Here is a 19,377-nt window from a genome sequence, read left to right as displayed (position 1 = left end):
TGAGCGGTCGGGGCCGGCTGCCGCCCCGGGGCCGGCGGGACGGACCGGGGGCGGGGAAACGGGCCCGGAGTGGGGAAACGGGCCCGGGGCGGGTGGGGACGGGCCCGGGCCGCGGGGGACGGGGCGGGCGGTACCGGGAGACGTCGGGCGGATGTCGTGGAGCGCCTGCGGGGGACGGCGGACGCTCTGCATAATCGGCTGCCGGTTCGCGCCTCCAGAGAGAGGACCCTTCGTGACGGCGGAATCCACCTGCCCGCACTGCTTCGCCCCGGTACGCGGGGACGGCCGGCCGACCTGCCTGTGCGCGGCGACCGAGGCGGACGACTTTGATCCGCTGCGCGTACGGCCGTACGTCTCCCTGCCGGACCGGGGCGGCCGTCCGGACGACGGCGGGGGCGGGGGCGAAGAGGGGAGCGCCGGCCCCGACATCGGCTTCGGGCCCGACCCCGGTGGCGGTGGCGATGGCCCGGGTATTGGCGGCGGCCCGGGTGTTGTCGGCGGCCCCGGCATTGGCGGTGACGGATGGGGGCGGCGGGACGCGCTGGAGGACTTACCGGGGGTGGACGCCGCGGTCCACCGGGTCCCCCACCCCACCGGTCCGGCCTCCAGGACCTTTCATTCCTCCCACGCCTCTGATTCCCCTGACTCCCCTGACTCCTCCGATTCCTCTAACTCCTCTCGTTCCCCTCATTCTTCGTATCCCTCCGGCTCCTTTCCTCTCTCCCGCTCCTCCGGGGCGGCTCCTTTCTCCCGCTCCTCCGGGGCCACCCCGTTCGACCCGCCCGCATCGGTGGGGCGGCGCCGCACCCGGCCGGCCTTACTGGCCGTCACCGGCGCCGCCGTGGCCGCCGCGGCGATCGCGCTCGGCACCGGGGCGTTCCAGGGCGGCGACCGGGACCGGGCGGCGCCCCCGGACCGCGGCACCGGCGCCCCCACCGCCGCGGTGCCGACCGCCACCGGCCCCGCCAGCTCCGTGCCGGCCCCCGACCGCCCCTCTCCCGCCACCTCACGCTCCAGGAGCCCCGGGGCGACCACCCACCCGCCCCGACCGCCGGCCGCCACCCCTCCGCCGCCCCCGGTACGGGCATCCGGCAGCGTCGCGGTCCCCACCGGCGACGCCGCTCCCAGTGCGCCGCCCAGCGGGCCGATCGTGCTCCGCGAGGGATCCAGCGGCCCCGAGGTGACCGAGCTCCAGGGGCGACTGCGGCAGGTGGCTCTCTATACGGGGGCAGCGGACGGCCAGTACGGCGCGGCGGTACGGGAGGCGGTGGCGCGCTATCAGCGGACCTACGGGGCGCAGGGCGACCCGGAGGGCGTCTACGGGCCCGCGACCCGCGCGTCCCTGGAGGCGCGCACCCAACAGCCGTGAGTGAACGTGAGCGAACGTGCACCCGATGCGCCTCGTGCGCCTCCGGAGCGTGACATGTCCCCCGGACCGTGACGTATGCCATGCCGTTTGGGGCGGTGCGCGGTTGTCGGCGACCCGAACTGTTTTGTATCGTGAAAAAACAAAGTGGTTCCGCCCGCACTCCCTGACCGGCGGGCGGGACCGCATTGTGTTCTTCCGCCCGTCCTGACAGTGCAGCTGCCAGCCCCACCGCGCCCAGGAGCCCGCCGATGACGGCCACCACCACGCTCATAGCCCGCGCCCTGCTGCTGGACATGGACTCGACGATCGTGAACTCCGAGGCCGTCGTGGAGCGCTGCTGGCGGCGCTGGGCGGCCGAGCAGGGGCTCCCGGCGGAGGACGTGCTCAAGGTCGTCCACGGGCGGCAGGGCTGGGCCACCATGGCGGCGCTGCTGCCGGACCGCCCGATGGAACTGAACCTGGTCGACAACCGGCGGATGCTGGAGCAGGAGACCGCCGACGTCGAGGGCGTGGTGCCGGTGGCCGGCGCGCCCGCGTTCATGGCCGCCCTCGCCCGTCTGCCGCACGCCCTGGTGACCTCCGCCGACATCGCGCTGGCCGAGGCCCGGATGGGCGCGGCCGCGCTGCCCATGCCGGACGTGCGGATCACCGCGGAGTGCGTCAGCGCCAGCAAGCCGGACCCGGAGGGTTTCCTCAAGGGCGCCGCCGAGCTGGGCTTCGCGCCCGAGGACTGCCTGGTCTTCGAGGACTCCGAGGCGGGTATAGAGGCCGGCCGGGCCGCCGGGATGCGGGTCGTCGGGGTCGGCGACCGCGCCGCCCGGTTCGCACCCACCGCGCACGTCCGCGATCTCACCCAGGTCCGCGTCGAGGCGCTGGTGGACGGCGGGATCGCCGTCCGGATCACGGCCTGAGCCGCTAGCAGAGCCCCGTCTCGCGGGCCGGGCCTCGTGGACCGGGCCTCGCTGGTCGGGCCTCGTGAGCCGAACCTCGTGGACCGGGCCTCGGCTCTGCCGCGTGGCGGGCAGTCAGCGGGGCGTCGGCGTGCGGTGGATCCGTCCGCGGGCGATCAGTTCCAGTACCACCGCACACGAGACCGTTTGTACGGCCAGGAGTGCGACCAGGACGAACAGTTGGACCGCACCGGCCTGTACGGGTGAGGCGCCGCCCAGCAGCATGCCGACGAACGCCCCGGGGAGGGTGACCAGCCCGACCGTCCGGGTCTGGTCGAGGCCCGGCAGCAGGGCGTCCGACGCGGCGGGGCGGGCCACCTCCATCCGCGCCTCCCGGTCCGGCAGCCCGAGCGCCAGTCCCGCCTCGAACTCCCCGCGCCGCAGCTCCAGTTCGTCCAGCGCCCGGCGTCCCCCGAGGACGGTGGCGGTCAACGCGCCGCCGATGAGGATGCCGGTGATCGGGATCAACGTGAGGCCGCGCGGCGGCACCAGACCGGTGAGCAGCAGCACCCCGACGACCGGCAGGACGCCGGCGGCGATCGGCGCCGCGGCCCACCACCAGGTGCGGTTGGCGGTGATCCGGCGGCCCGCCGTGCGGACCGCCACCGTGAACATCAGGACCAGGAAGCTCAGCAGCCAGGGCAGGGCGTGCACGACCCAGCCGATGAGGTAGGAGACGGCGGCGAGTTGCGCCGCCGCGCGCAGGCCGGCGAGGGCGATCGCGCGGGCGTGGCCGAGGTGGGCCAGCGCGGCGGCGGCCACGGCGGCGAGCAGGAGGACGGCGAGGACGATCCCGAGGGTGGGGTTGACCGGCAGCAGCACCCGCTCACTGTAGGCGGGCGGGTACGGGCCTTCGCAGGCGTCGGGCGCTGGACACCGGACGCCGAGCGGAGGCGTGGAAGTCCGGCGCCGCCCAGTGGACCACCGCACGTCGCCAGGAGTTCGCCGACGACCTGACGCACTCCCAGCTGATCGCCGTCACCGACAACGTCAACCAGGCCAAGGGCGACAAGGACCCGGCGGAACGGCTGCCGCCGAAGAGCTCGTACCACTGCGAGTACGCCCGGATGTGGGTGTGGGTGAAGCACACCTACGGGCTGACCGCGGACCAGGCGGAGAAGGCCGCGCTCAAGAAGATCCTCGCCGGCTGCTGAGTCGGCGGGGCGGGGCGCCGGTACGTCGCGGCCGGATTTGCGCGGGTTCGCCGGCGCCGGCACCCGCCCGCCTGCGAATCCGGCCGGTTTTTTGCCCACCCGGGTGCCGCGCCTGCGCACCGGACGGTGATGATGGGGCGCACATTCGCCGTCATCCGCCCCCTGATGGCCGGCACGCTCTCCCGCGCGCCGGCCGTCCGCCGCCCCAGGGAGAGCCACTCTTGGCCGCCGCCCACCCCGCCGACCGCCCCGACCGCCCCGCCGCCAGCCTCGCCGTCGTCGGGGCGGGGCCGCGCGGGACGAGCGTCCTGGAGCGGATCTGCGCCTCGGCCGCCGGGCTGGCGCCGGGCACCCGGCTGACCGTGCACGTCATCGACCCGGCACCGCCCGGCGCCGGCCAGGTATGGCGCCCCGACCAACCCGCCGACCTGTTGATGAACACGGTGGCGTCCCAGGTCACCCTGTTCACCGACGCCAGCGTGGAGTGCGCGGGGCCGATCCGCCCCGGGCCGAGCCTGTACGACTGGGCGGGGTGCGACGTCGGACCGGACGACTATCCGGGGCGCGCGCTGTACGGCCGCTATCTGGAATGGGTGTTCCGGCGCACGGTGCGGACCGCCCCGGAAGGGGTGACCGTCGTCCCGCACCGGGCCCGCGCGGTGCGACTGACCGAGGCCGCCGACGGCACCCAGACGCTCGCCCTCGACGACGGCCGGACGCTGCCCGGGCTGGGCGCCGTGGTGCTGGCCCAAGGCCATCTGCCGGCCCACCCGGACGCCGGCCAGCGGCACCTGGCCGACCACGCCGCCGCCCACGGACTGCACTACCTGCCGCCCGCCAACCCCGCCGACCTCACCGCCGAGTTGGCGGCACTGCCCGCGGGCCGCCCGGTGCTGCTGCGCGGTCTCGGGCTGAACTTCTTCGACCACGTGGCGCTGCTGACCTCGGGCCGCGGCGGCCGGTTCGTCCGCGGCCCCGGCGGCACCCTGACGTACCGGCCCTCGGGCCGCGAGCCGCGGCTGTACGCGGGCTCCCGGCGCGGCGTCCCGTACCACGCGCGGGGCGACAACGCGAAGGGCGCGCACGGCCGTCACCTGCCGCTGCTGCTCACCGCTGATGTGATCGCGGCGTTCCGCAAGCGGGCGGACTCCGGCGACCCGCCGGACTTCCTGGTGGAGATCTGGCCGCTGGTGGCCAAGGAGGTGGAGGCGGTCTACTACGAGGCGCTGCTGGCGCGCCGGGCCACCGCCGAGCGAGACCGCTGCCGGGACCGCTTCCGGGAGCGCTTCCTGGGCAGCGCGCACCGCAGCCCCGAGGAGGCCGCGACCCTCGACGCCTTCGGCCTGGGGCCCGCGGACCGCTGGGACTGGGACCGGATCGCCCGGCCGTACCCGGACGGGCCGTTCGCCGACCGGGCCGCGTTCCGTGGCTGGCTGTTGGACCTCCTACGGGCCGACGTCGCGCACGCCCGGCAGGGCAATGTGACCGGCCCGGTCAAGGCGGCCCTGGACGTACTGCGGGACCTGCGGAACGAGCTGCGGCAGATCGTCGACCACGGCGGGCTGGCGGGCACGTCCCGCCGCGACCACGTGGACCGCTGGTACACCCCGCTGAACGCGTTCCTGTCCATCGGGCCGCCGCGTCGCCGGATAGCGGAGCTGGCGGCGCTCATCGAGGCGGGGGTGCTGGAGGTGGTCGGCCCCGGCATGGAGGTCCGGGTGGCGGGCGCGGACGGGGCGGCGCCCGGTTTCACGGCGCACTCCCCGGCCGTCCCGGGGTCGCGGATCACCGCGCAGGCCCTGATAGAGGCCCGACTCCCGGAACCGGACCTGCGGCGGACCGGGGATGCGCTGCTGGCCCACTTGCTGGCGGACGGCGGTTGCCGACCGCACGCCGCGGACGGGTACGAGACCGGCGGCCTGGACGTGTCACCGAGCCCGTACCACGTCATCGGGGCCGACGGCCGGCCGCATCCGCGGCGGTTCGCGGTGGGGGTGCCGACGGAAGGCGTGCACTGGGTGACAGCCGCGGGGGCGCGCCCGGGGGTGGGTTCGGTCACGTTGGCCGACACCGACGCGGTGGCGCGGGCGGCACTGCGTGCCGCAAAGACCGCCCCAAATCTCATTGGTTCGGACCAATAGCTCCCGCTACGCACGGAATGTTGAACTTGCAAGCATTAGTTAGGTGGCCCTAATCTACAGGACTCCGGTGGTCGCGCGTCCCCCGCGACCGTCCGTCCCCGAAGACCTAGGAGTCACCGCATGTCCGCTCCCCTGAGCTCCTTCACCCAGAAATCGACCCCGCACGCGCTGGCGCTGTTCCGCATCGTCGTCGGCCTGCTCTTCGCCTGCCACGGGGCGTCGTCGCTGTTCGGCGTGCTCGGCGGCGCGATGGGCACCGGCCACTCCGTCCCGACCGGCACCTGGCCCGGCTGGTACGCCGCGGTCATCCAGCTGGCCGGCGGCCTCCTGGTGCTGCTGGGCCTGGGCACCCGCGCGGCGGCGTTCATCAGCTCCGGCTCGATGGCCTACGCCTACTTCTCGATGCACCAGCCCCACGGCCTGTGGCCGATACAGAACGGCGGCGAGGCAGCCGCGATGTTCTCCTGGGCCTTCCTCCTGATCGTCTTCACCGGCCCCGGCTCCTGGGCGTTGGACCGGCTCTTCTTCGGCGGCTCGGAGCAGGAGCAGGCGCCCGTCGCCGAGCCCGCGGCGAGCGTCGTCTGACGCGTTCGGTGCGGGCCGGGGCGGGGCCGCTTCCCCGCCCCGGCCCGTTCTGCCGTTCGGGCCGGGCGTACGCTGTACAGCCGTAGTGCCGCCCCTGCCGCGCCGAGCGACGTCGCGGCGGGGTCCGGACCGGGAGCAAGACGTTGGTGGAAAGCCTGGGGTCGCTCAGCGGCACCAACTGGGTGTACGTGATCGTCGGCCTCTCGGTCGTCCTCGACGTCTTCGTCCCGATCCTGCCGAGCGGGGTCCTGGTGATCACCGCGGCCACCACGGCCGCCGGTTCCGGCCCCGCCGCCGACGTCGCCGCCTCCGTCCACGACGGGAACCACCTGGCCGAAATGGGCTCCCTCGTACTCTGCGCGGCCACCGCATCGGTCCTCGGCGACCTGGTCGCCTACCGGCTGGCCTGGCGCGGCGGCGACCGTTTCGACCGCGCCATCGGCCGCTCCCGGCGACTGTCCGCGGCCCAGCAGCGGCTGGGCGCGGCGCTCACCCGGGGTGGCGGCGGCATCGTGGTGCTGGCCCGCTTCGCGCCCGCCGGCCGCTCCGTGGTCAGCCTGGGCGCCGGGGTGGCCCACCGGACGGTCCGCGAGTTCCTCCCCTGGTCGGCGCTGGCCGGCCTGGCCTGGGCCGCGTACAGCGTCAGCCTGGGCTACTTCGGCGGCCACTGGCTCGGCACGTCGTGGGTGAGCACCGCCCTCTCCGTCGTCGCGCTCTTCATCGCCGGATCGGTGGCCGCCTACCTCATGCGGCGCCCGCAGCGGGAGACCACCGCGCACTGACCGGCGACCGCCCGCCGCACGTCCCGGGACCGGCCTACGAACCGTCGCCCTCCGAGCCACCGTCGCCGCCCCTGCCACCGGCACCGGCACCGTCATCGGATGTGGTCTCCGGCACCACGGCGACCGGACAGACCGCGTGCAGCAGCACCGCGTGCGCCACCGAACCCAGCCGCGGGCCGACCGGCAGCCGGCGCCGATGCCGGGCCACCACCACCAGGTCGCTCCCGGCGGACGCGGCCACCAGCTGCCCCGCGGCGTCCTCGGCGCGCAGCTGCACCACCACCTCGACGCCGGGGTGCCGGACCCGGTGCGGTGCGAGCGCGTCCACCAGCTGGACGCCGAGCGCGTCCTCATACTCCGGCTGCGTGGCCTCGTAGACCGCCGCGTACTCGAAGGCGGGCGGCAGCAGCATCGGCCAGGTGTAACCGGAGACGACCCGGAGGCGGGCGCCCCGCCGGGCGGCCTCGGCGAGCGCGAAGCCGATCGCGGCGGGCTCGTCGGAGGACGCGTCCACGCCCAAGGTCACCTGCCGGTCGGCCGGCGGCACCGCCTCGCCGTCCGGGCCCCGCTCCGTGCCGGCGCGGTCCGGACGCGGCACCACCACGACCGGGCAGGCGGACCGGGCGGCGCAGGCCAGCCCGTTGGAGCCGAGCAGCAGACTGGCGAAGCCGCCGCGGCCGCGCGAGCCCAGGACGAGCAGCTGCCCCTCGGCGCCGAGCGCGGGAAGCTGGGTGTCGGCCAGTCCGCTCAGCCCGCGGAACTCCACGTCCGGCAGCTCCGCCAGGATCGGCCGGTCCCGGAGGCCGGCCAGCACCCGGTCACCGCCCTGCTCGCCGGCCGCGGCCCGCTCCGCGGTGGCGTACGGCCACACGTGCACGACCCGGAGCGGCGCCGACCGCGCCCGGGCCGCCTCCGCCGCCCACCGCAACGCCCGCTCGCTGTCCGGGGATCCGTCCACACCGACGATGACCGGCAAGGTGCCCATACATGCCTCCACCCATGAACCCGTTGAACTTGTCGAACCCGTTGAACCCGTGCGCGCCGGTGTACGTCTTCGCACACCGGCCCTCCGGCGTCCGTACGTCCGTACGTCCGCATACACCCGGTACATCTGCTTGCACTGCCATAAGACCCGATCTGACCGCACTGGACGGGTTTTGACCGGCTCACCTTCATCCTGCCCCGGCACCCGTGGGGGACACGGGGACGAAGGTCCCTCCCCCGGCACGGAGTAGAGTCGAACGTCACCACCCCGCCCCTCTCCCGCCCCGGGCGCGGATCCGAACCACTGACGCGAGGCACACTGCGGTGAACCACCCCCCGGTCGTCGAATGGACCGAGGACGACCAGGTCCGTACCGCCCATTGGCAGTCCGAGAACGGCGCCCGGCCACCCCGCCGGATCGTCATCGCGGACGACCGCACCCGGGCCGACGAGGCATACCGGCTCGCCTGCGAGGGCACCGCGCTGCTGTGGCGCGGCGACTTCCACAACGCCCGCCAGTTGCTCACCGCACTGGCCCGCCGGGTCGACCGCCGCCCGCACAAGACGCCACCCGCCGACGTCACCCAGGCGTTCCATCTGCACCGCGCCGCCCAGAACCAGCGCGCCCGCATCCTCGGCATGCTGCTGGTCCCTCTCGACGCGGAACTGGCCGTCCCGTTGCACCGCGCCCCCGACGTCCGCGAGGCGTGCGCCCGGGCCTACGGCCCGCCGGACGGGGTCGAGCTGCCTGCCGGCGCCTCCGGCGACACCGCCGTCCTGGTGTCCCTGCGGGAACTGCTCGGCGTGATCGGCGCCAACGAATGGCGCCGCAAGGGCGTGGAGATCCCGGCCCTCGGCGGCGACCGGATCCACCCCCACTACGGCGTCTTCTCCCCGGCCCGCGGCGAATACGTCGACCTGGTCGCCGAGGCCCCGCTGCCCGACCGGGACCTGGCCTTCGACATCGGCACCGGCACCGGCGTCCTGGCCTCGGTGCTGGCACGCCGCGGCGTGCGGCGGGTCGTGGCCACCGACCAGGATCCGCGCGCCCTGGCCTGCGCCCGGGAGAACACCGCCCGGCTGGGCGTCGCGGACCAGGTGGAGATCGTCGCGGCCGACCTCTTCCCGGCCGGCCGCGCCCCGCTCGTCGTCTGCAATCCCCCCTGGGTCCCCGCCAAGCCGACCTCGCCCGTGGAACACGCGGTCTACGACCCCGGCAACCGGATGCTGCACGGCTTCCTGACCAGTCTCGCCGACCATCTGACCCCGGGCGGCGAGGGCTGGCTGATCCTCTCCGACCTGGCCGAACACCTCGGTCTGCGGCCGCGCGCCGAACTCCTCGCCGCATTCGCCGAGGGCGGCCTCACCGTCCTCGACCGGCTCGACATCGCCCCCCGCCACCCGCGCGCCCGGGACACCTCCGACCCGCTGCACGTGGCCCGCGCCGCGGAGGTCACGTCCTTGTGGCGGCTGGGCGCGGCGGCTTAGCGGCGTAGTGGAGTAGCGGCCTAGTGGAGTAGCGGCGTAGCGAAGCAGAGGCCGGGGTCCGGGGCTCGGGTCCCGACTCGGGCCGTGGCGTCACGCCGACCTGCCGCACGGGGCGCGTCGGACGGGGCGCATCGGACCGGGCGCGTCGGACCGACCGTGTCAGACCGGCCGCGTCGGATCGACCGTGTCGGACCGGTCCTACGGCCGCAGTCCGGCGCACGCGGTGCGCACATAGCGGCGCCAGTCCCCGGCGTCGTTCCGGATCACCGCGGCCAGCCCGCACACCGCCATCACCACGTCCGTGACCTCGGCGTCGGCCCGGACCGTGCCCTCCTCCTTGCCGCGGGCCAGGAGTTGGGCGGCGACCTCCTCGGCGCGCTCCCGCCCCTCCCCGCCCGGCTCGGTGGAGCCGAACGCCGCCTCGATGGCCGCGGACAGCCCGCGCTCGGCGTCGAGCACCTCCCCGATGTGCGTGAGGTAGGCGGTCAGCCCCTCGGTCGCGGTCGGGCAGGCCAGAGCGCGGCCGCGCCCGAACTCCACGATCTCCGCCTGCCGTTGCTCCCCGACGGCGGCGATCAGGGCGGCCCGGTTGGGGAAGTGCCGGTAGACCGTCCCGACCCCGACGCCCGCGGCACGGGCGATCTCGGGCATCTGCGCCTCGTCGCCGCGCGCCCGGAACACCTCCCGGGCGGCGTCCAGCACACGGCCGCGATTGCGTTCGGCGTCGGCCCGCGGCCGGCGCTGTGGGGCGGAAGGGGTGGGGGAGGGGGACACACCGCCGATGCTACTGGCCGCACACCGGGCGGAATCGGACGCCGCCCGCCGGGCCACCCCGACCGCCCGGCGGGCACCCCTGCCCATCAGGCACGATGGTCCCATCATGAACCTCGACGACCTCGTGGCCCGTGCCCGCCGGCTCGCCGCTTCCGCGACGCCCGGCCGGCGCCGGCTGCTCGGCATAGCCGGGCCGCCGGGCGCCGGAAAGTCCACCCTCGCCGCCCGGCTGGCGGCGGAGCTGACCGGCCAGGCCGCGCTCGTCCCGATGGACGGCTTCCACCTCGCCGAGGCGGAGTTGCGCCGCCTGGGCCGTAAGGAGCGCAAGGGCGCGCCGGACACCTTCGACCCCGCCGGCTACGCGGCCCTGCTGGCCCGTCTGCGCTCCCCCGAACCCGGCACGCCCGTCTACGCGCCGGCCTTCGACCGCCGCATCGAGGAGCCGGTCGCCGGCAGCATCCCGGTGGCGCCGCACATCCCGCTCGTCATCACCGAGGGCAACTACCTCCTGCTGCACTCCGACCCCTGGGCACGGATCCGCGAACTCCTCGACGAGGCGTGGTACATGGACCTGGACGCCCAGGAACGGGTACGGCGACTGATCGACCGGCACGAGCGGTTCGGCCGCCTGCGGGTCGATGCCGAGGACTTCGTCCGCACCTCCGACGAGGCCAACGCCCGCCTCGTGGCGGCCACCCGCCCCCGGGCCGACCTCGTCGTCTCCTTCACCGCCGACGAGGCCCCCTCCCCACTGGACGACTGACCCCGCCCCCCTGCCCCTTCCCATCCCTTCCCATCCCTCCCCGCCCCGCCTCGCGGCGGTTCCCCCTCACCCCTCCCTACCGAGTATCAACACCCCTTCCAAAACGACATCATGAATGTCACTATGACAGCGTGAGTGTCATCAAGGGGATGTGGACGGGGACACGGAGGGGGATATGAACGGGGATGCAGAGGGGGACCTGGGCGGGGACATGGGCAGTGGCATGGAGGGGGACACGGGCGGGGGCATCGACAGGGACATCGACGGGGATGCAGCGGCCGCCGAAGAGCTGCTGTACGACGTCATCCGGCGACTGCGGCCGCTGCACCGGACGATCGTGCGCGCGACGGAGCGCGAGCTCGAAGGCACCGGCCTGACCGCCGGCGAGCGCACCCTGCTCGACGCACTGCGCGCCCACGGCCCGCGCACCGTCCCGCAGTTGGCGCGCTCCCTGGACCTGGACCGGCAGCCGGTGCAGCGCTGGGTGAACCACGCGGCGGAGCTGGGCCTGGTCGTGACGGCCCCCAATCCCGCGCACCGCCGCTCCTCGCTGATCCGACTCACCGACGAGGGCACGGCGGTGGTGCACGGGATCCGGGCAGCCGAGGCGGCGGAGCTCCGGCGCAGTCTGACCGACCTGTCGACCGGGGAGGTCCGTACGGCACTGCGGGTCCTGGATCGGCTAGGTGAGGAATTCCGGCACTTGGCGGACGGCTCGCGCGTTCCCCCGGAGGAAAGCGGCAATCCCGAAAAGCGGGACGCCGCCCACCCGGACGCCGCACAGGACGCGATATCGCCCGCAATCGGGCACCGGCCACCGGCGCCCGCCCGTCCGACCGACCGCCCGACGCGCACAGAACGGCCCGCAGAATGACGCACGACTTCCAGGCCTGGTCCGAGATCGACAACGACACCGTTCCGGTCGACGACGGCGAGCTGTTCTACGAGACGGCCGGCTCGGGGCCCGCGGTGATACTGCTGCACGACGGGATGCTCGACCAGCACATGTGGGACGAGCAGTTCGCCTGGCTGGTCAACTCCGGCCTGCGGGTGGTCCGTTACGACGCGCGCGGTCACGGCCTCTCCTCCACGGTGACCGGTGACTGGGCCAACCACGACGACCTGGCGACCCTGCTGGACGCGCTCGACATACCGCGCGCCGTCCTCGTCGGCCTCTCGCACGGCGCCCGGGTCGCACTGGACACCGCCCTCGCCCACCCTGCCCGGGTCACGGCCCTCTTCCTCGCCTCCCCCGGAATCAGCGGCCGCGCCTTCACCGACCCCTTCCTCCTGGAGCACATCCGGGAGCAGGTCGCCGCGATCGGCGAACCGGACGGCGCCGAGCGCTATGTGGAGCACTTCCTGCGGATGTGGGTGGACGGTCCGCACCGCGCGCCGTCCGCCGTGCACCCCGGCTTCCGGGAGCGGATGCGCGCCTCCGCGTCCGCCAATGTCGAGGTGCACGCCGACGACGCGGGCCCGGGCATGCCCCTGGAGGTCGGCGCCTTCGACCGCCTGGGCGAGATCCGGGTGCCGACCACCGTCCTCGACGGCGACCTCGACTCCTCCGACATCTCCGCGAACGCCCATGCCATAGCGCTGCACGTCCCCGGCGCCCGCCGCATACGCGTGCCGGCCGCGGGCCACATGGTCAATCTGGAGAACACCCCGCTCTTCGACCAGGAGTTGCACAGCTTCCTGTCGTCCCTGGCCCTCTGACCCGAGCCGCCCGGCGCCCGGTCGCCGCCTGCACCGGGCACCGTGCGTGGCCGGTTCTCGCCGGTGCCCGCTAGAGTGACCGGGCCGTGGTGTTCGGGAAGACCGGTGCTGGACCTCGTGTCCCAAGCCGGCGCGGCCCTCGCCACTGTGATCGGGGAGTTTCCACCCCTCTCCGTACGCGCCGAGCGCGCGTACGGCGCCACTGACCGCAGCCTGCGGCCGGGAAGGCGGGGTGGACGCGTGCACCCGTAAGCCAGGAGACCGGCCACGGCATCTCACGAAGTGATCCACGAGGTGCTGGAGCGTGATGGCCGGATGGCCCTGTCCACTGATTCCCCGAGCAATTCCCCTTCTCCCCGCAATTCCTCCCTTATCGGCATACCCGGCTCCACCGGGTCGTTCCGCTGGCAGCGCCGTGACACCGTGCGCACGGCGGGCCTGATGGCCGTGATCGCCGCGCTGCACGTCGTCGCCTTCGGCGTGCTGTTCCTGCTGGTCGTGCCGGGCCACTACACGGTCGGCAGCCAGGTGTTCGGCGCCGGACTCGGCATCACCGCATACACCCTGGGCATGCGGCACGCCTTCGACGCCGACCACATCGCGGCGATCGACAACACCACCCGCAAGCTGATGGCCGACGGCAAACGCCCGGTCTCGGTGGGCTTCTGGTTCGCCCTCGGCCACTCCAGCGTGGTCGTCGTGATGGCCGCGCTGGTGGCGGGCGGCGCCCAGCTCGCCGGCGCGCTGATGAACGACAACTCCCGTACGCACCAGACGCTCGGCCTCGTCGGCACGACCGTCTCCGGCACCTTCCTCTACCTCATCGCCGCCCTCAACCTGGTCGCCCTGATCGGCATCCTGAAGGTGTTCCGGGCGATGCGGGCGGGCTCGTACGACGAGCAGGAGCTGGAGGCGCACCTCGATTCCCGGGGCTTCATGAACCGGATCCTCGGCCGGCTCACCAAGTCCATCAGCCGCCCCGGCCAGATGTACCCCCTGGGCTTCCTCTTCGGAGTCGGCTTCGACACCGCGACCGAGGTGACGCTGATGGTGATGGCGGGCAGCGGCGCCGCGGCGGGCCTGCCCTGGTACGCGGTCCTGTGCCTGCCGCTGCTGTTCGCCGCCGGGATGAGCCTGTTCGACACCCTCGACGGCACCTTCATGAACTTCGCGTACCAGTGGGCGTTCGCCAACCCGGTGCGCAAGGTCTACTACAACCTCACCATCACCGGGCTGTCGATCGCGGTCGCGTTCCTCATCGGCACCATCGAGCTGGTGACCGTCCTGCACGACAAGCTCGGTCTCGACGACCCGCTGACGGCCGGGATCTCCGCCCTCAACCTGGACAACGTGGGCTTCATCATCGTCGGCGTGTTCGTCGTGGTGTGGGCGGCGGCACTGGCGTACTGGCGACTGGGCGGCGTCGAGAAGCGCTGGGCCGCCCGGACCCAGGAGGCACCCTCCGCCCAGGGCACCGTCCCGGCCCCCCGCGCGGAGGGAACCGACACCCCCTAGAGACACCCCCACACACGCCTGCGGCCCTCCCCACCACCCGGTGGGGAGGGCCGCAGCACGCGAACAGGTCACGCCGGGGCGGCGCCTCAGGTGGCCGAGCCGGCCGCCGCACCCGTCAGCAGGTCCGGGCCCCAACGCTCCAGCGCCGCCGCCAGGTCGAGCGGCCGCAGCCGGTCCGGCTCGTCCGCCCCCGGCCAGTCCTCCTGGGGCACCCGCCACATCACCTCGAACTCGTTCCCGTCCGGGTCCCGGGCGTAGAGCGACTTGGAGACCAGGTGGTCGGTGGCGCCGACCAGCGCGCCCCGCTCCCGCAGCTGCGCCGCGATCGCCGAGAGGTCGCCGAGCGTCCCGACCTCCCAGGCCAGGTGGTAGAGCCCGATCCGGCCGCTCTCCGGCCCGGGCGCGTCCGACCCCACCGCGAACAGCCCCAGGTCGTGGTCGTTGTCCGAACCGGGCGCGCTCAGGAAGGCCGCCCGCCCCGGAATCTCCACGTCCACCGTGAACCCCAACACCTCGGTGTAGAACGCCACCGACCGTGCCACCTCACGGATGTACAACACCGCATGATTGAGCCGCCGTACGGACATCAAAGCCTCCCGTCTTCCCTCACGTCGTCGCCCGGCCGTTGCCTGGCCGGCCCTCTGACCGATTCCCGGGCCAATTCCCGGGCCGATTCCCCGGTCGTTCCTCTGACCGACTCCACGGCCGATTCCCGGTCGTTTCTCTGAGGCCGCCGCGCCGGGGTCGCGTCCGCGCCCCTCCGGACTCACTTCCGGAGCAGCAGCACGATCGCCGCGAGCACCGCGCTCAGAACCAGCGCGGCCGCCCCGTACACCAACCGGTGGGCACGCAACCCGGGCAGGAAGCGGTCGACGGCGTAGCGGCCGGGCCCGGTCAGCGCCAGCGCGGCCGCCCCGGTGACGATCAGCAGCTCGTACTCCACGCCCTGGGGCGCGAAGAAACCGCCGCCCCACTTCACCGCCAGCGCATTGATCATCGCGCCGACCACGGCCGCGCCGGCGAGCGGCGTCAGCAGCCCAAGCACCAGCCCGAGCCCGCCCAGCGTCTCGGTGAGCCCGGCGAACAGGGCCATCACCTTGCCCGACGGATAGCCACTCGCCTCGAAGAACTTCCCGGTGCCGTCCAGGCCCGGACCGCCGAACCAGCCGAACAGCTTCTGGCCGCCGTGTGCCGCCATGGTCAGTCCGAGGACCAGCCGCAGCAGAAGCAGGCCGACGTCATAGCCGTGCAGAGAAGGGGCGAACCGCACCGCGGCACCGGCGCGATCGGCTCCGAACGTGCTGTGGGGGGTTGTCATGACAAACGCTCATTCCCTCTGAACCGCGTGCCGGACCGACTGCACCGCGTGGCGAACCGGCCGGTCAGGCCACCGGTTGATCACTCCTGAACCATTTACTTGAAAGTTCAAGTCAACACCCACCATACACATCACCCCGGAAACACCAAAGACCCCCAATCACCATCGATCGGGGGCCACCCCAGCCAGCACCGCCCGCCCGCCCGGAGGTACGGAGGCACGGAGCTACGGAGCCACGGACGGCTACTGCCGCCACCGCTCCCGGCGCCGCCGGACGCAGTCAAGATCGATCACGCGCTGCGGATGGACACGGAGTACGCCACACACCCCGCCGGCCCGCACCACGGCGCCCGACGCTCTCGCCGTCGCCCGTACCGGCCGCGGTCGGACGCTCGGGCACACCGAGCCCACAACAACCCGTCCGGCGCGGGCGAGTTGGCCGGTTTGACGCGTTGGTCGACTGGGCGGGTTGGTCGACTCGGCGATGGGTCGGCTGGGCGACTGGGCGACTGATCCCGCATGGCCAATCAGGCCGTCTTGCGCGGTCCCACGTTCCGTGGTGACCTCGATACGGATGATCGGCTTCGGGGGGAGCGCCGTGGACGAACTGGTGGTCAAGCGTTGGCGGAAGGGCGGCAAGGACCGGCTCTACGTGAATCGCCCCGGCCCTAAGGGCGAGGCCGTTGCCTGGTACGACTGCATCACCGGTGAGCTGAACGTACTCGTCGAAGAGCTGCGGGAGGCCGCCTCGACGAAGATCACGGAGTGGCTTCGACACCAGGACGGTTCGGGACGCCACAAGAACACCCACCCGACCGCGCCGAACCCACCGAACCCACCACAAGCCTCTCCCCCACCGGCCCGTCAGGCCCCACCGACCCCACCAACCCCTCAGACCCCACCAACCCGTCAGGCCCCTCAGTCTCCGCAGGCGATGGCCGTTCCGCCGCTTCCCACGCTGACTCCGGGCGACGATCTGGCAGCGAACCGCCCGGGTGCCGCCCTCCAAGAGATGGCCCGCGCCGCGGAGTTGGAGCACAGCAAGCTCGTCCGCATCGCCTCTCGCCTGACGCGGGGGACCCTCGTCCCCGAACGCATCCGGAGCGGCCTCGCGGGCGAGTTGGCCGTTGGGACCGCCCTTGAGCGGCTGGCTCCGGCCGGTTGGCGCATCCTGCACGGGATCAAGTGGCCGCGGGGAAGCGACATCGACCACCTGGCCATCGGCCCGTCGGGCGTCTTCACCGTCAACGCCAAACACCACGCAGGCGCGAGCGTGTGGGTCGGCGACGTGATGCTGCGGGTCAACGGCGGCAGCACGGACTACCTGCGCAACAGCACGTCCGAAGCGACGAGGACCGCGGAACTGCTTCGCCACTGGTGCGGGCGGGACGTGCCCGTTCAGCCAGTCATCGGGGTCGTGGGCGCACGGTCAATCAAGATCGACGCACACGATCCGCGCGTACTGGTGATTGACGGCGCCGCCATCGATCACACCTTGGCCGCCCGGCCCCACGTCTTGTCAGCCAGCCAGGTGGCCTCTATCTACGCGGTCGCGCGGCACCGGCAGGTATGGCTCACCAACCGACGAAAGAATCGGTCGCGCTGACCTCTCGACGACCTCGCGCGGCACACCCCGCAATGGCTACCCCGCCTGGACACTCAGGCCCACACGTCCCGTCCACCACCGCGCCACTCGATCAACGTTTGGTCGTCGGACCACACCAGGTCCGGATCAAGCCCGGCCCGGGACAGGAACTCCGACAGGTCGGCGGGCCGGTACGCCAGGCCCAGGACTTCGACATCGCCCACCCCTCACCGGCCGCCCGACAGCAACGGCAGACGCACCACCACGGGCAGGTGCGCGGCCATACGGCCAGAGCGCACCCGGGAGCCCGACGACGCACGTCAACGCACGTTGGACTCCCAGTGGACTCCGATCATGAAAGCGGCCCCCCACTCAGTGGAGTGGGGGGCCGCTGACCTCACGGTTCATCTATGTGGGCACAGACGGATTTGAACCGCCGACATCTGCTTTGTAAGAGCAGCGCTCTACCGCTGAGCTATGCGCCCTGGTCGAGCCGACAGACTACCTTGCCGTAGGGCCGGGACCGCAAACCTGGGCCGGGGGGCGGAACGGCACAGCGTTCGGCTGTGGGTCGAGGGGTTCGGGCCGGTGGATGGGCGGGGACGAAGGGGTCGTGAACTCACCGGTCGAGATGTTCGTTGGGGTGGGTGGGAGAATGTCAGCCGGTCCTGGGGCGATCCGATCGGGAGAGGGATGTGACGGCGACACATATGCAGCCGCAGCCGCGGCCGTCCGGGCGGGAGATCCGCCGTCGCACCCGCGGGGGCCAGGTGCGCCAGGCGGCCCTGGACGTGGTGGGGCTCGTCCTGTTGCCGTTGCCGCTGCTGGCGGCGGTGGCGCCGATGGCGTTCGCCGGGGGCGGCACCCGGCGCTGGTTCGGGCGCGGGGAGAGTCAGCGGGCCGATGCGCAGGCCGCCAAGGATGCCGCCGCGGCGGCGTTCTACGAGCTCGACACCGCCCATCGGGACCTGCGGATCTCGGTGGAGACGATCACCGCCGTCGACGATTCCCAGCGGGCCCGGCAGGCCGCGGCGGAGTACGAGAGCTTCGGGCAGCGGATCGACCAGGTCAGCCAGGGGTACATCACCGCGGTCGATTCCCATGATCTCGATCGGGACGACGTCGACGGTGCCGCGCTGGCGCGGGCGCGGGCGGATCTGACCCGGGCCCGGGAAGAGCTGGAGCGGGTCCGCGGGGAGCTGGACTGGTTCGCGCAGAGCCTCACGCCGCTGTTGCAGAACGCCGAGACCCAGCTGGCGCGGGTGGCCCCGGCGGTGGAGCAGGCCCGGCAGGCGCTGCTGGCCGCGAGCAACGGCCTGGACGCGGTCCGGGGGCAGGGCCTGCGGGCGGACGACCTCGCGGCCCGGTTGGCGGCGCTCGGGCCGGAGCTGACCAAGCTGAACCAAGGGGCCGGACAGCACGGCGTACCGGGCACGATCCAGCGTGCGGAGGAGGTGCAGCGGCAGGCCGGGGCGATCCGGTCGGAGGCGGAGCGGCTGCCGGCGACCGCCGCGGAGATCGACAAGCGGCTGGTGTCGCTGCGGACCCGCGCGGAGGCCATCACCACCCGTGCCCAGCAGGTCGCCCCGGTCCTCAGTGAGCTGCGGCGGCGGTACAGCGCGGCATGCTGGCAGGACCTCCAGAAGGTGCCGGAGCAGGCAGTGGAGTCCGTCGGGCAGGCGCGGGCCGCGCTCCAGGAGGCCGGACAGGCCCGCGCGGAGCAGCGTTGGGCGGATGCCACCAGCCGGCTGGCGACGGTACGGGCGCTGCTCAACACCACCGACGAGGCGGTGTCGGCGGCCGGCGACCGGTTGCGGCGGCTGGACGCGGTGGCGGCCGACCGGCAGCAGGAGATCGAGCGGACCCGCTTCACGATCCGGGACGCGCAACGGCTGGCGATGGCGGGGCGCAGCACGCCCGACCCCCGGCACGCCGGGCCGCTGGACGAGGCGGTGGCGCGGCTGGACCGCGCGGTCGCGGGCCTGGAGGGGCGGCATCCGGACTGGTGGCACTTCCTGACCGAGACCGAGGCGGTGCGGGAGGCGGCGGCCCGGGTGGTACAGGAGATCCGGGACGCGCGGGGCGGGGCTACGGGCGGTCGGTGACGGCGGTGGGGTTGTGGCCCCCCGTACGGCTGTGGGGCCGTAGGGCCGTGGGGCGGTAGGGCCGTGGGGCGGTAGGGCCGTGGGGCGGTAGGGCCGTGGGGCGGTACGGCCGTGGGGCGGTACGGCTGGCGGTACGACTGTGGGG

At 73.5% G+C, this 19,377-nt stretch carries 18 protein-coding genes, 1 tRNA gene, 1 pseudogene and 1 riboswitch; of the genes and pseudogenes, 13 read left to right on the top strand and 7 right to left on the bottom strand.

Translation table 11 applies throughout. From position 1 onward, the window contains the following. The first annotated feature begins 790 nt into the window (after positions 1-790). Together ACFVT2_RS31930 and ACFVT2_RS31925 are read left to right on the top strand one after the other, a co-directional pair. Positions 791-1,369, top strand: a complete 579-nt coding sequence (locus ACFVT2_RS31930; protein WP_390023529.1) for a peptidoglycan-binding protein — start codon at positions 791-793, stop codon at positions 1,367-1,369. Between the two features lie 248 nt (positions 1,370-1,617). After that, a complete protein-coding gene (locus tag ACFVT2_RS31925) occupies positions 1,618-2,280 on the top strand; it encodes an HAD-IA family hydrolase (RefSeq protein ID WP_390023527.1) in 663 nt (220 codons plus the stop codon). Between the two features lie 114 nt (positions 2,281-2,394). Here ACFVT2_RS31925 and ACFVT2_RS31920 read toward each other — a convergent pair whose 3' ends face one another. Continuing rightward, positions 2,395-3,141 (bottom strand): ABC transporter permease, encoded by a 747-nt coding sequence (locus ACFVT2_RS31920; RefSeq protein ID WP_390023525.1) that lies wholly within the window; start codon positions 3,139-3,141, stop codon positions 2,395-2,397. 65 nt (positions 3,142-3,206) lie between these two features. On the opposite strand from ACFVT2_RS31920, the pseudogene ACFVT2_RS31915 reads away from it, so the two are divergent. From ACFVT2_RS31915 to ACFVT2_RS31900, 4 genes and pseudogenes are all read left to right on the top strand, one after another. Continuing rightward, positions 3,207-3,473, top strand: a pseudogene (locus ACFVT2_RS31915) (DUF1524 domain-containing protein); the annotation flags it as partial. A 221-nt stretch (positions 3,474-3,694) separates the two neighbouring features. After that, a complete protein-coding gene (locus ACFVT2_RS31910) occupies positions 3,695-5,614 on the top strand; it encodes an FAD/NAD(P)-binding protein (protein ID WP_390023523.1) in 1,920 nt (639 codons plus the stop codon). A gap of 120 nt (positions 5,615-5,734) precedes the next feature. After that, complete coding sequence (locus ACFVT2_RS31905; protein WP_390023521.1) at positions 5,735-6,199, top strand: DoxX family protein; 465 nt, start codon at positions 5,735-5,737, stop codon at positions 6,197-6,199. Between the two features lie 143 nt (positions 6,200-6,342). Continuing rightward, entirely contained in the window at positions 6,343-6,981 is a 639-nt protein-coding gene (locus ACFVT2_RS31900) for a DedA family protein (protein ID WP_390023519.1), read from the top strand. A 34-nt stretch (positions 6,982-7,015) separates the two neighbouring features. On the opposite strand, the gene ACFVT2_RS31895 is transcribed toward ACFVT2_RS31900, so the two are convergent. Continuing rightward, positions 7,016-7,966: a universal stress protein gene (locus ACFVT2_RS31895; protein WP_390023517.1), complete on the bottom strand. Its 951-nt coding sequence runs from the start codon at positions 7,964-7,966 to the stop codon at positions 7,016-7,018. A 323-nt stretch (positions 7,967-8,289) separates the two neighbouring features. Here ACFVT2_RS31895 and ACFVT2_RS31890 point away from each other — a divergent pair, with 323 nt between their 5' ends. Further along, complete coding sequence (locus ACFVT2_RS31890; protein WP_390023515.1) at positions 8,290-9,453, top strand: methyltransferase; 1,164 nt, start codon at positions 8,290-8,292, stop codon at positions 9,451-9,453. 198 nt (positions 9,454-9,651) lie between these two features. Here ACFVT2_RS31890 and ACFVT2_RS31885 read toward each other — a convergent pair whose 3' ends face one another. Continuing rightward, the gene (locus tag ACFVT2_RS31885; protein WP_390023513.1) at positions 9,652-10,227 is read right to left on the bottom strand and encodes a TetR/AcrR family transcriptional regulator; all 576 of its coding nucleotides are present in this window, start codon (positions 10,225-10,227) and stop codon (positions 9,652-9,654) included. A gap of 106 nt (positions 10,228-10,333) precedes the next feature. Here ACFVT2_RS31885 and ACFVT2_RS31880 point away from each other — a divergent pair, with 106 nt between their 5' ends. The 4 genes from ACFVT2_RS31880 to ACFVT2_RS31865 all read left to right on the top strand — a co-directional run bounded on the left by ACFVT2_RS31880 (position 10,334) and on the right by ACFVT2_RS31865 (position 14,224). After that, positions 10,334-10,990, top strand: coding sequence for a nucleoside/nucleotide kinase family protein (locus ACFVT2_RS31880; protein WP_390023511.1), 657 nt, complete (start codon positions 10,334-10,336; stop codon positions 10,988-10,990). Positions 10,991-11,165: 175 nt separating this feature from the next. Next, the gene (locus ACFVT2_RS31875) at positions 11,166-11,864 is read left to right on the top strand and encodes a MarR family winged helix-turn-helix transcriptional regulator (protein WP_390023509.1); all 699 of its coding nucleotides are present in this window, start codon (positions 11,166-11,168) and stop codon (positions 11,862-11,864) included. Continuing rightward, positions 11,861-12,709 (top strand): alpha/beta fold hydrolase, encoded by an 849-nt coding sequence (locus ACFVT2_RS31870; RefSeq protein WP_390023507.1) that lies wholly within the window; start codon positions 11,861-11,863, stop codon positions 12,707-12,709. The genes ACFVT2_RS31875 and ACFVT2_RS31870 overlap by 4 nt, the downstream gene beginning before the upstream one ends. Positions 12,710-12,779: 70 nt before the next feature. Beyond that, positions 12,780-12,994: riboswitch (cobalamin riboswitch) on the top strand. 30 nt (positions 12,995-13,024) lie between these two features. Further along, positions 13,025-14,224 carry a HoxN/HupN/NixA family nickel/cobalt transporter gene (locus ACFVT2_RS31865; protein WP_390023505.1) on the top strand — a complete coding sequence of 400 codons (1,200 nt, stop codon included), beginning with the start codon at positions 13,025-13,027 and terminating at the stop codon, positions 14,222-14,224. Positions 14,225-14,310: 86 nt separating this feature from the next. Here the strand turns inward: ACFVT2_RS31865 and ACFVT2_RS31860 are convergent, their stop codons facing one another. Together ACFVT2_RS31860 and ACFVT2_RS31855 are read right to left on the bottom strand one after the other, a co-directional pair. After that, on the bottom strand, positions 14,311-14,811 hold the full coding sequence (locus ACFVT2_RS31860; RefSeq protein WP_390023503.1) for a VOC family protein: 501 nt from the start codon (positions 14,809-14,811) through the stop codon (positions 14,311-14,313). Positions 14,812-14,990: 179 nt separating this feature from the next. Further along, positions 14,991-15,542, bottom strand: a complete 552-nt coding sequence (locus tag ACFVT2_RS31855; RefSeq protein WP_390023502.1) for a DoxX family protein — start codon at positions 15,540-15,542, stop codon at positions 14,991-14,993. A 469-nt stretch (positions 15,543-16,011) separates the two neighbouring features. Between ACFVT2_RS31855 and ACFVT2_RS31850 the strand changes: the two genes are divergently transcribed. After that, positions 16,012-17,148, top strand: coding sequence for a nuclease-related domain-containing protein (locus tag ACFVT2_RS31850; protein WP_390023500.1), 1,137 nt, complete (start codon positions 16,012-16,014; stop codon positions 17,146-17,148). Positions 17,149-17,201: 53 nt separating this feature from the next. Here ACFVT2_RS31850 and ACFVT2_RS31845 read toward each other — a convergent pair whose 3' ends face one another. Together ACFVT2_RS31845 and ACFVT2_RS31840 are read right to left on the bottom strand one after the other, a co-directional pair. Continuing rightward, positions 17,202-17,351: a hypothetical protein gene (locus ACFVT2_RS31845; RefSeq protein ID WP_390023498.1), complete on the bottom strand. Its 150-nt coding sequence runs from the start codon at positions 17,349-17,351 to the stop codon at positions 17,202-17,204. Positions 17,352-17,540: 189 nt separating this feature from the next. Then, positions 17,541-17,612: transfer RNA gene (locus ACFVT2_RS31840), tRNA-Val, on the bottom strand. 210 nt (positions 17,613-17,822) lie between these two features. Between ACFVT2_RS31840 and ACFVT2_RS31835 the strand changes: the two genes are divergently transcribed. Next, on the top strand, positions 17,823-19,232 hold the full coding sequence (locus tag ACFVT2_RS31835) for a hypothetical protein (RefSeq protein WP_390023496.1): 1,410 nt from the start codon (positions 17,823-17,825) through the stop codon (positions 19,230-19,232). The last annotated feature ends 145 nt before the right edge of the window (positions 19,233-19,377 follow it).

The sequence above is a fragment of the Streptomyces sp. NPDC058000 genome (genome assembly GCF_042886435.1).
GTDB lineage: Bacteria > Actinomycetota > Actinomycetes > Streptomycetales > Streptomycetaceae > Streptomyces.
The sequence above is the reverse complement of the archived record's forward strand: the minus strand, read 5'-3'. Positions and strand labels throughout refer to the sequence as shown.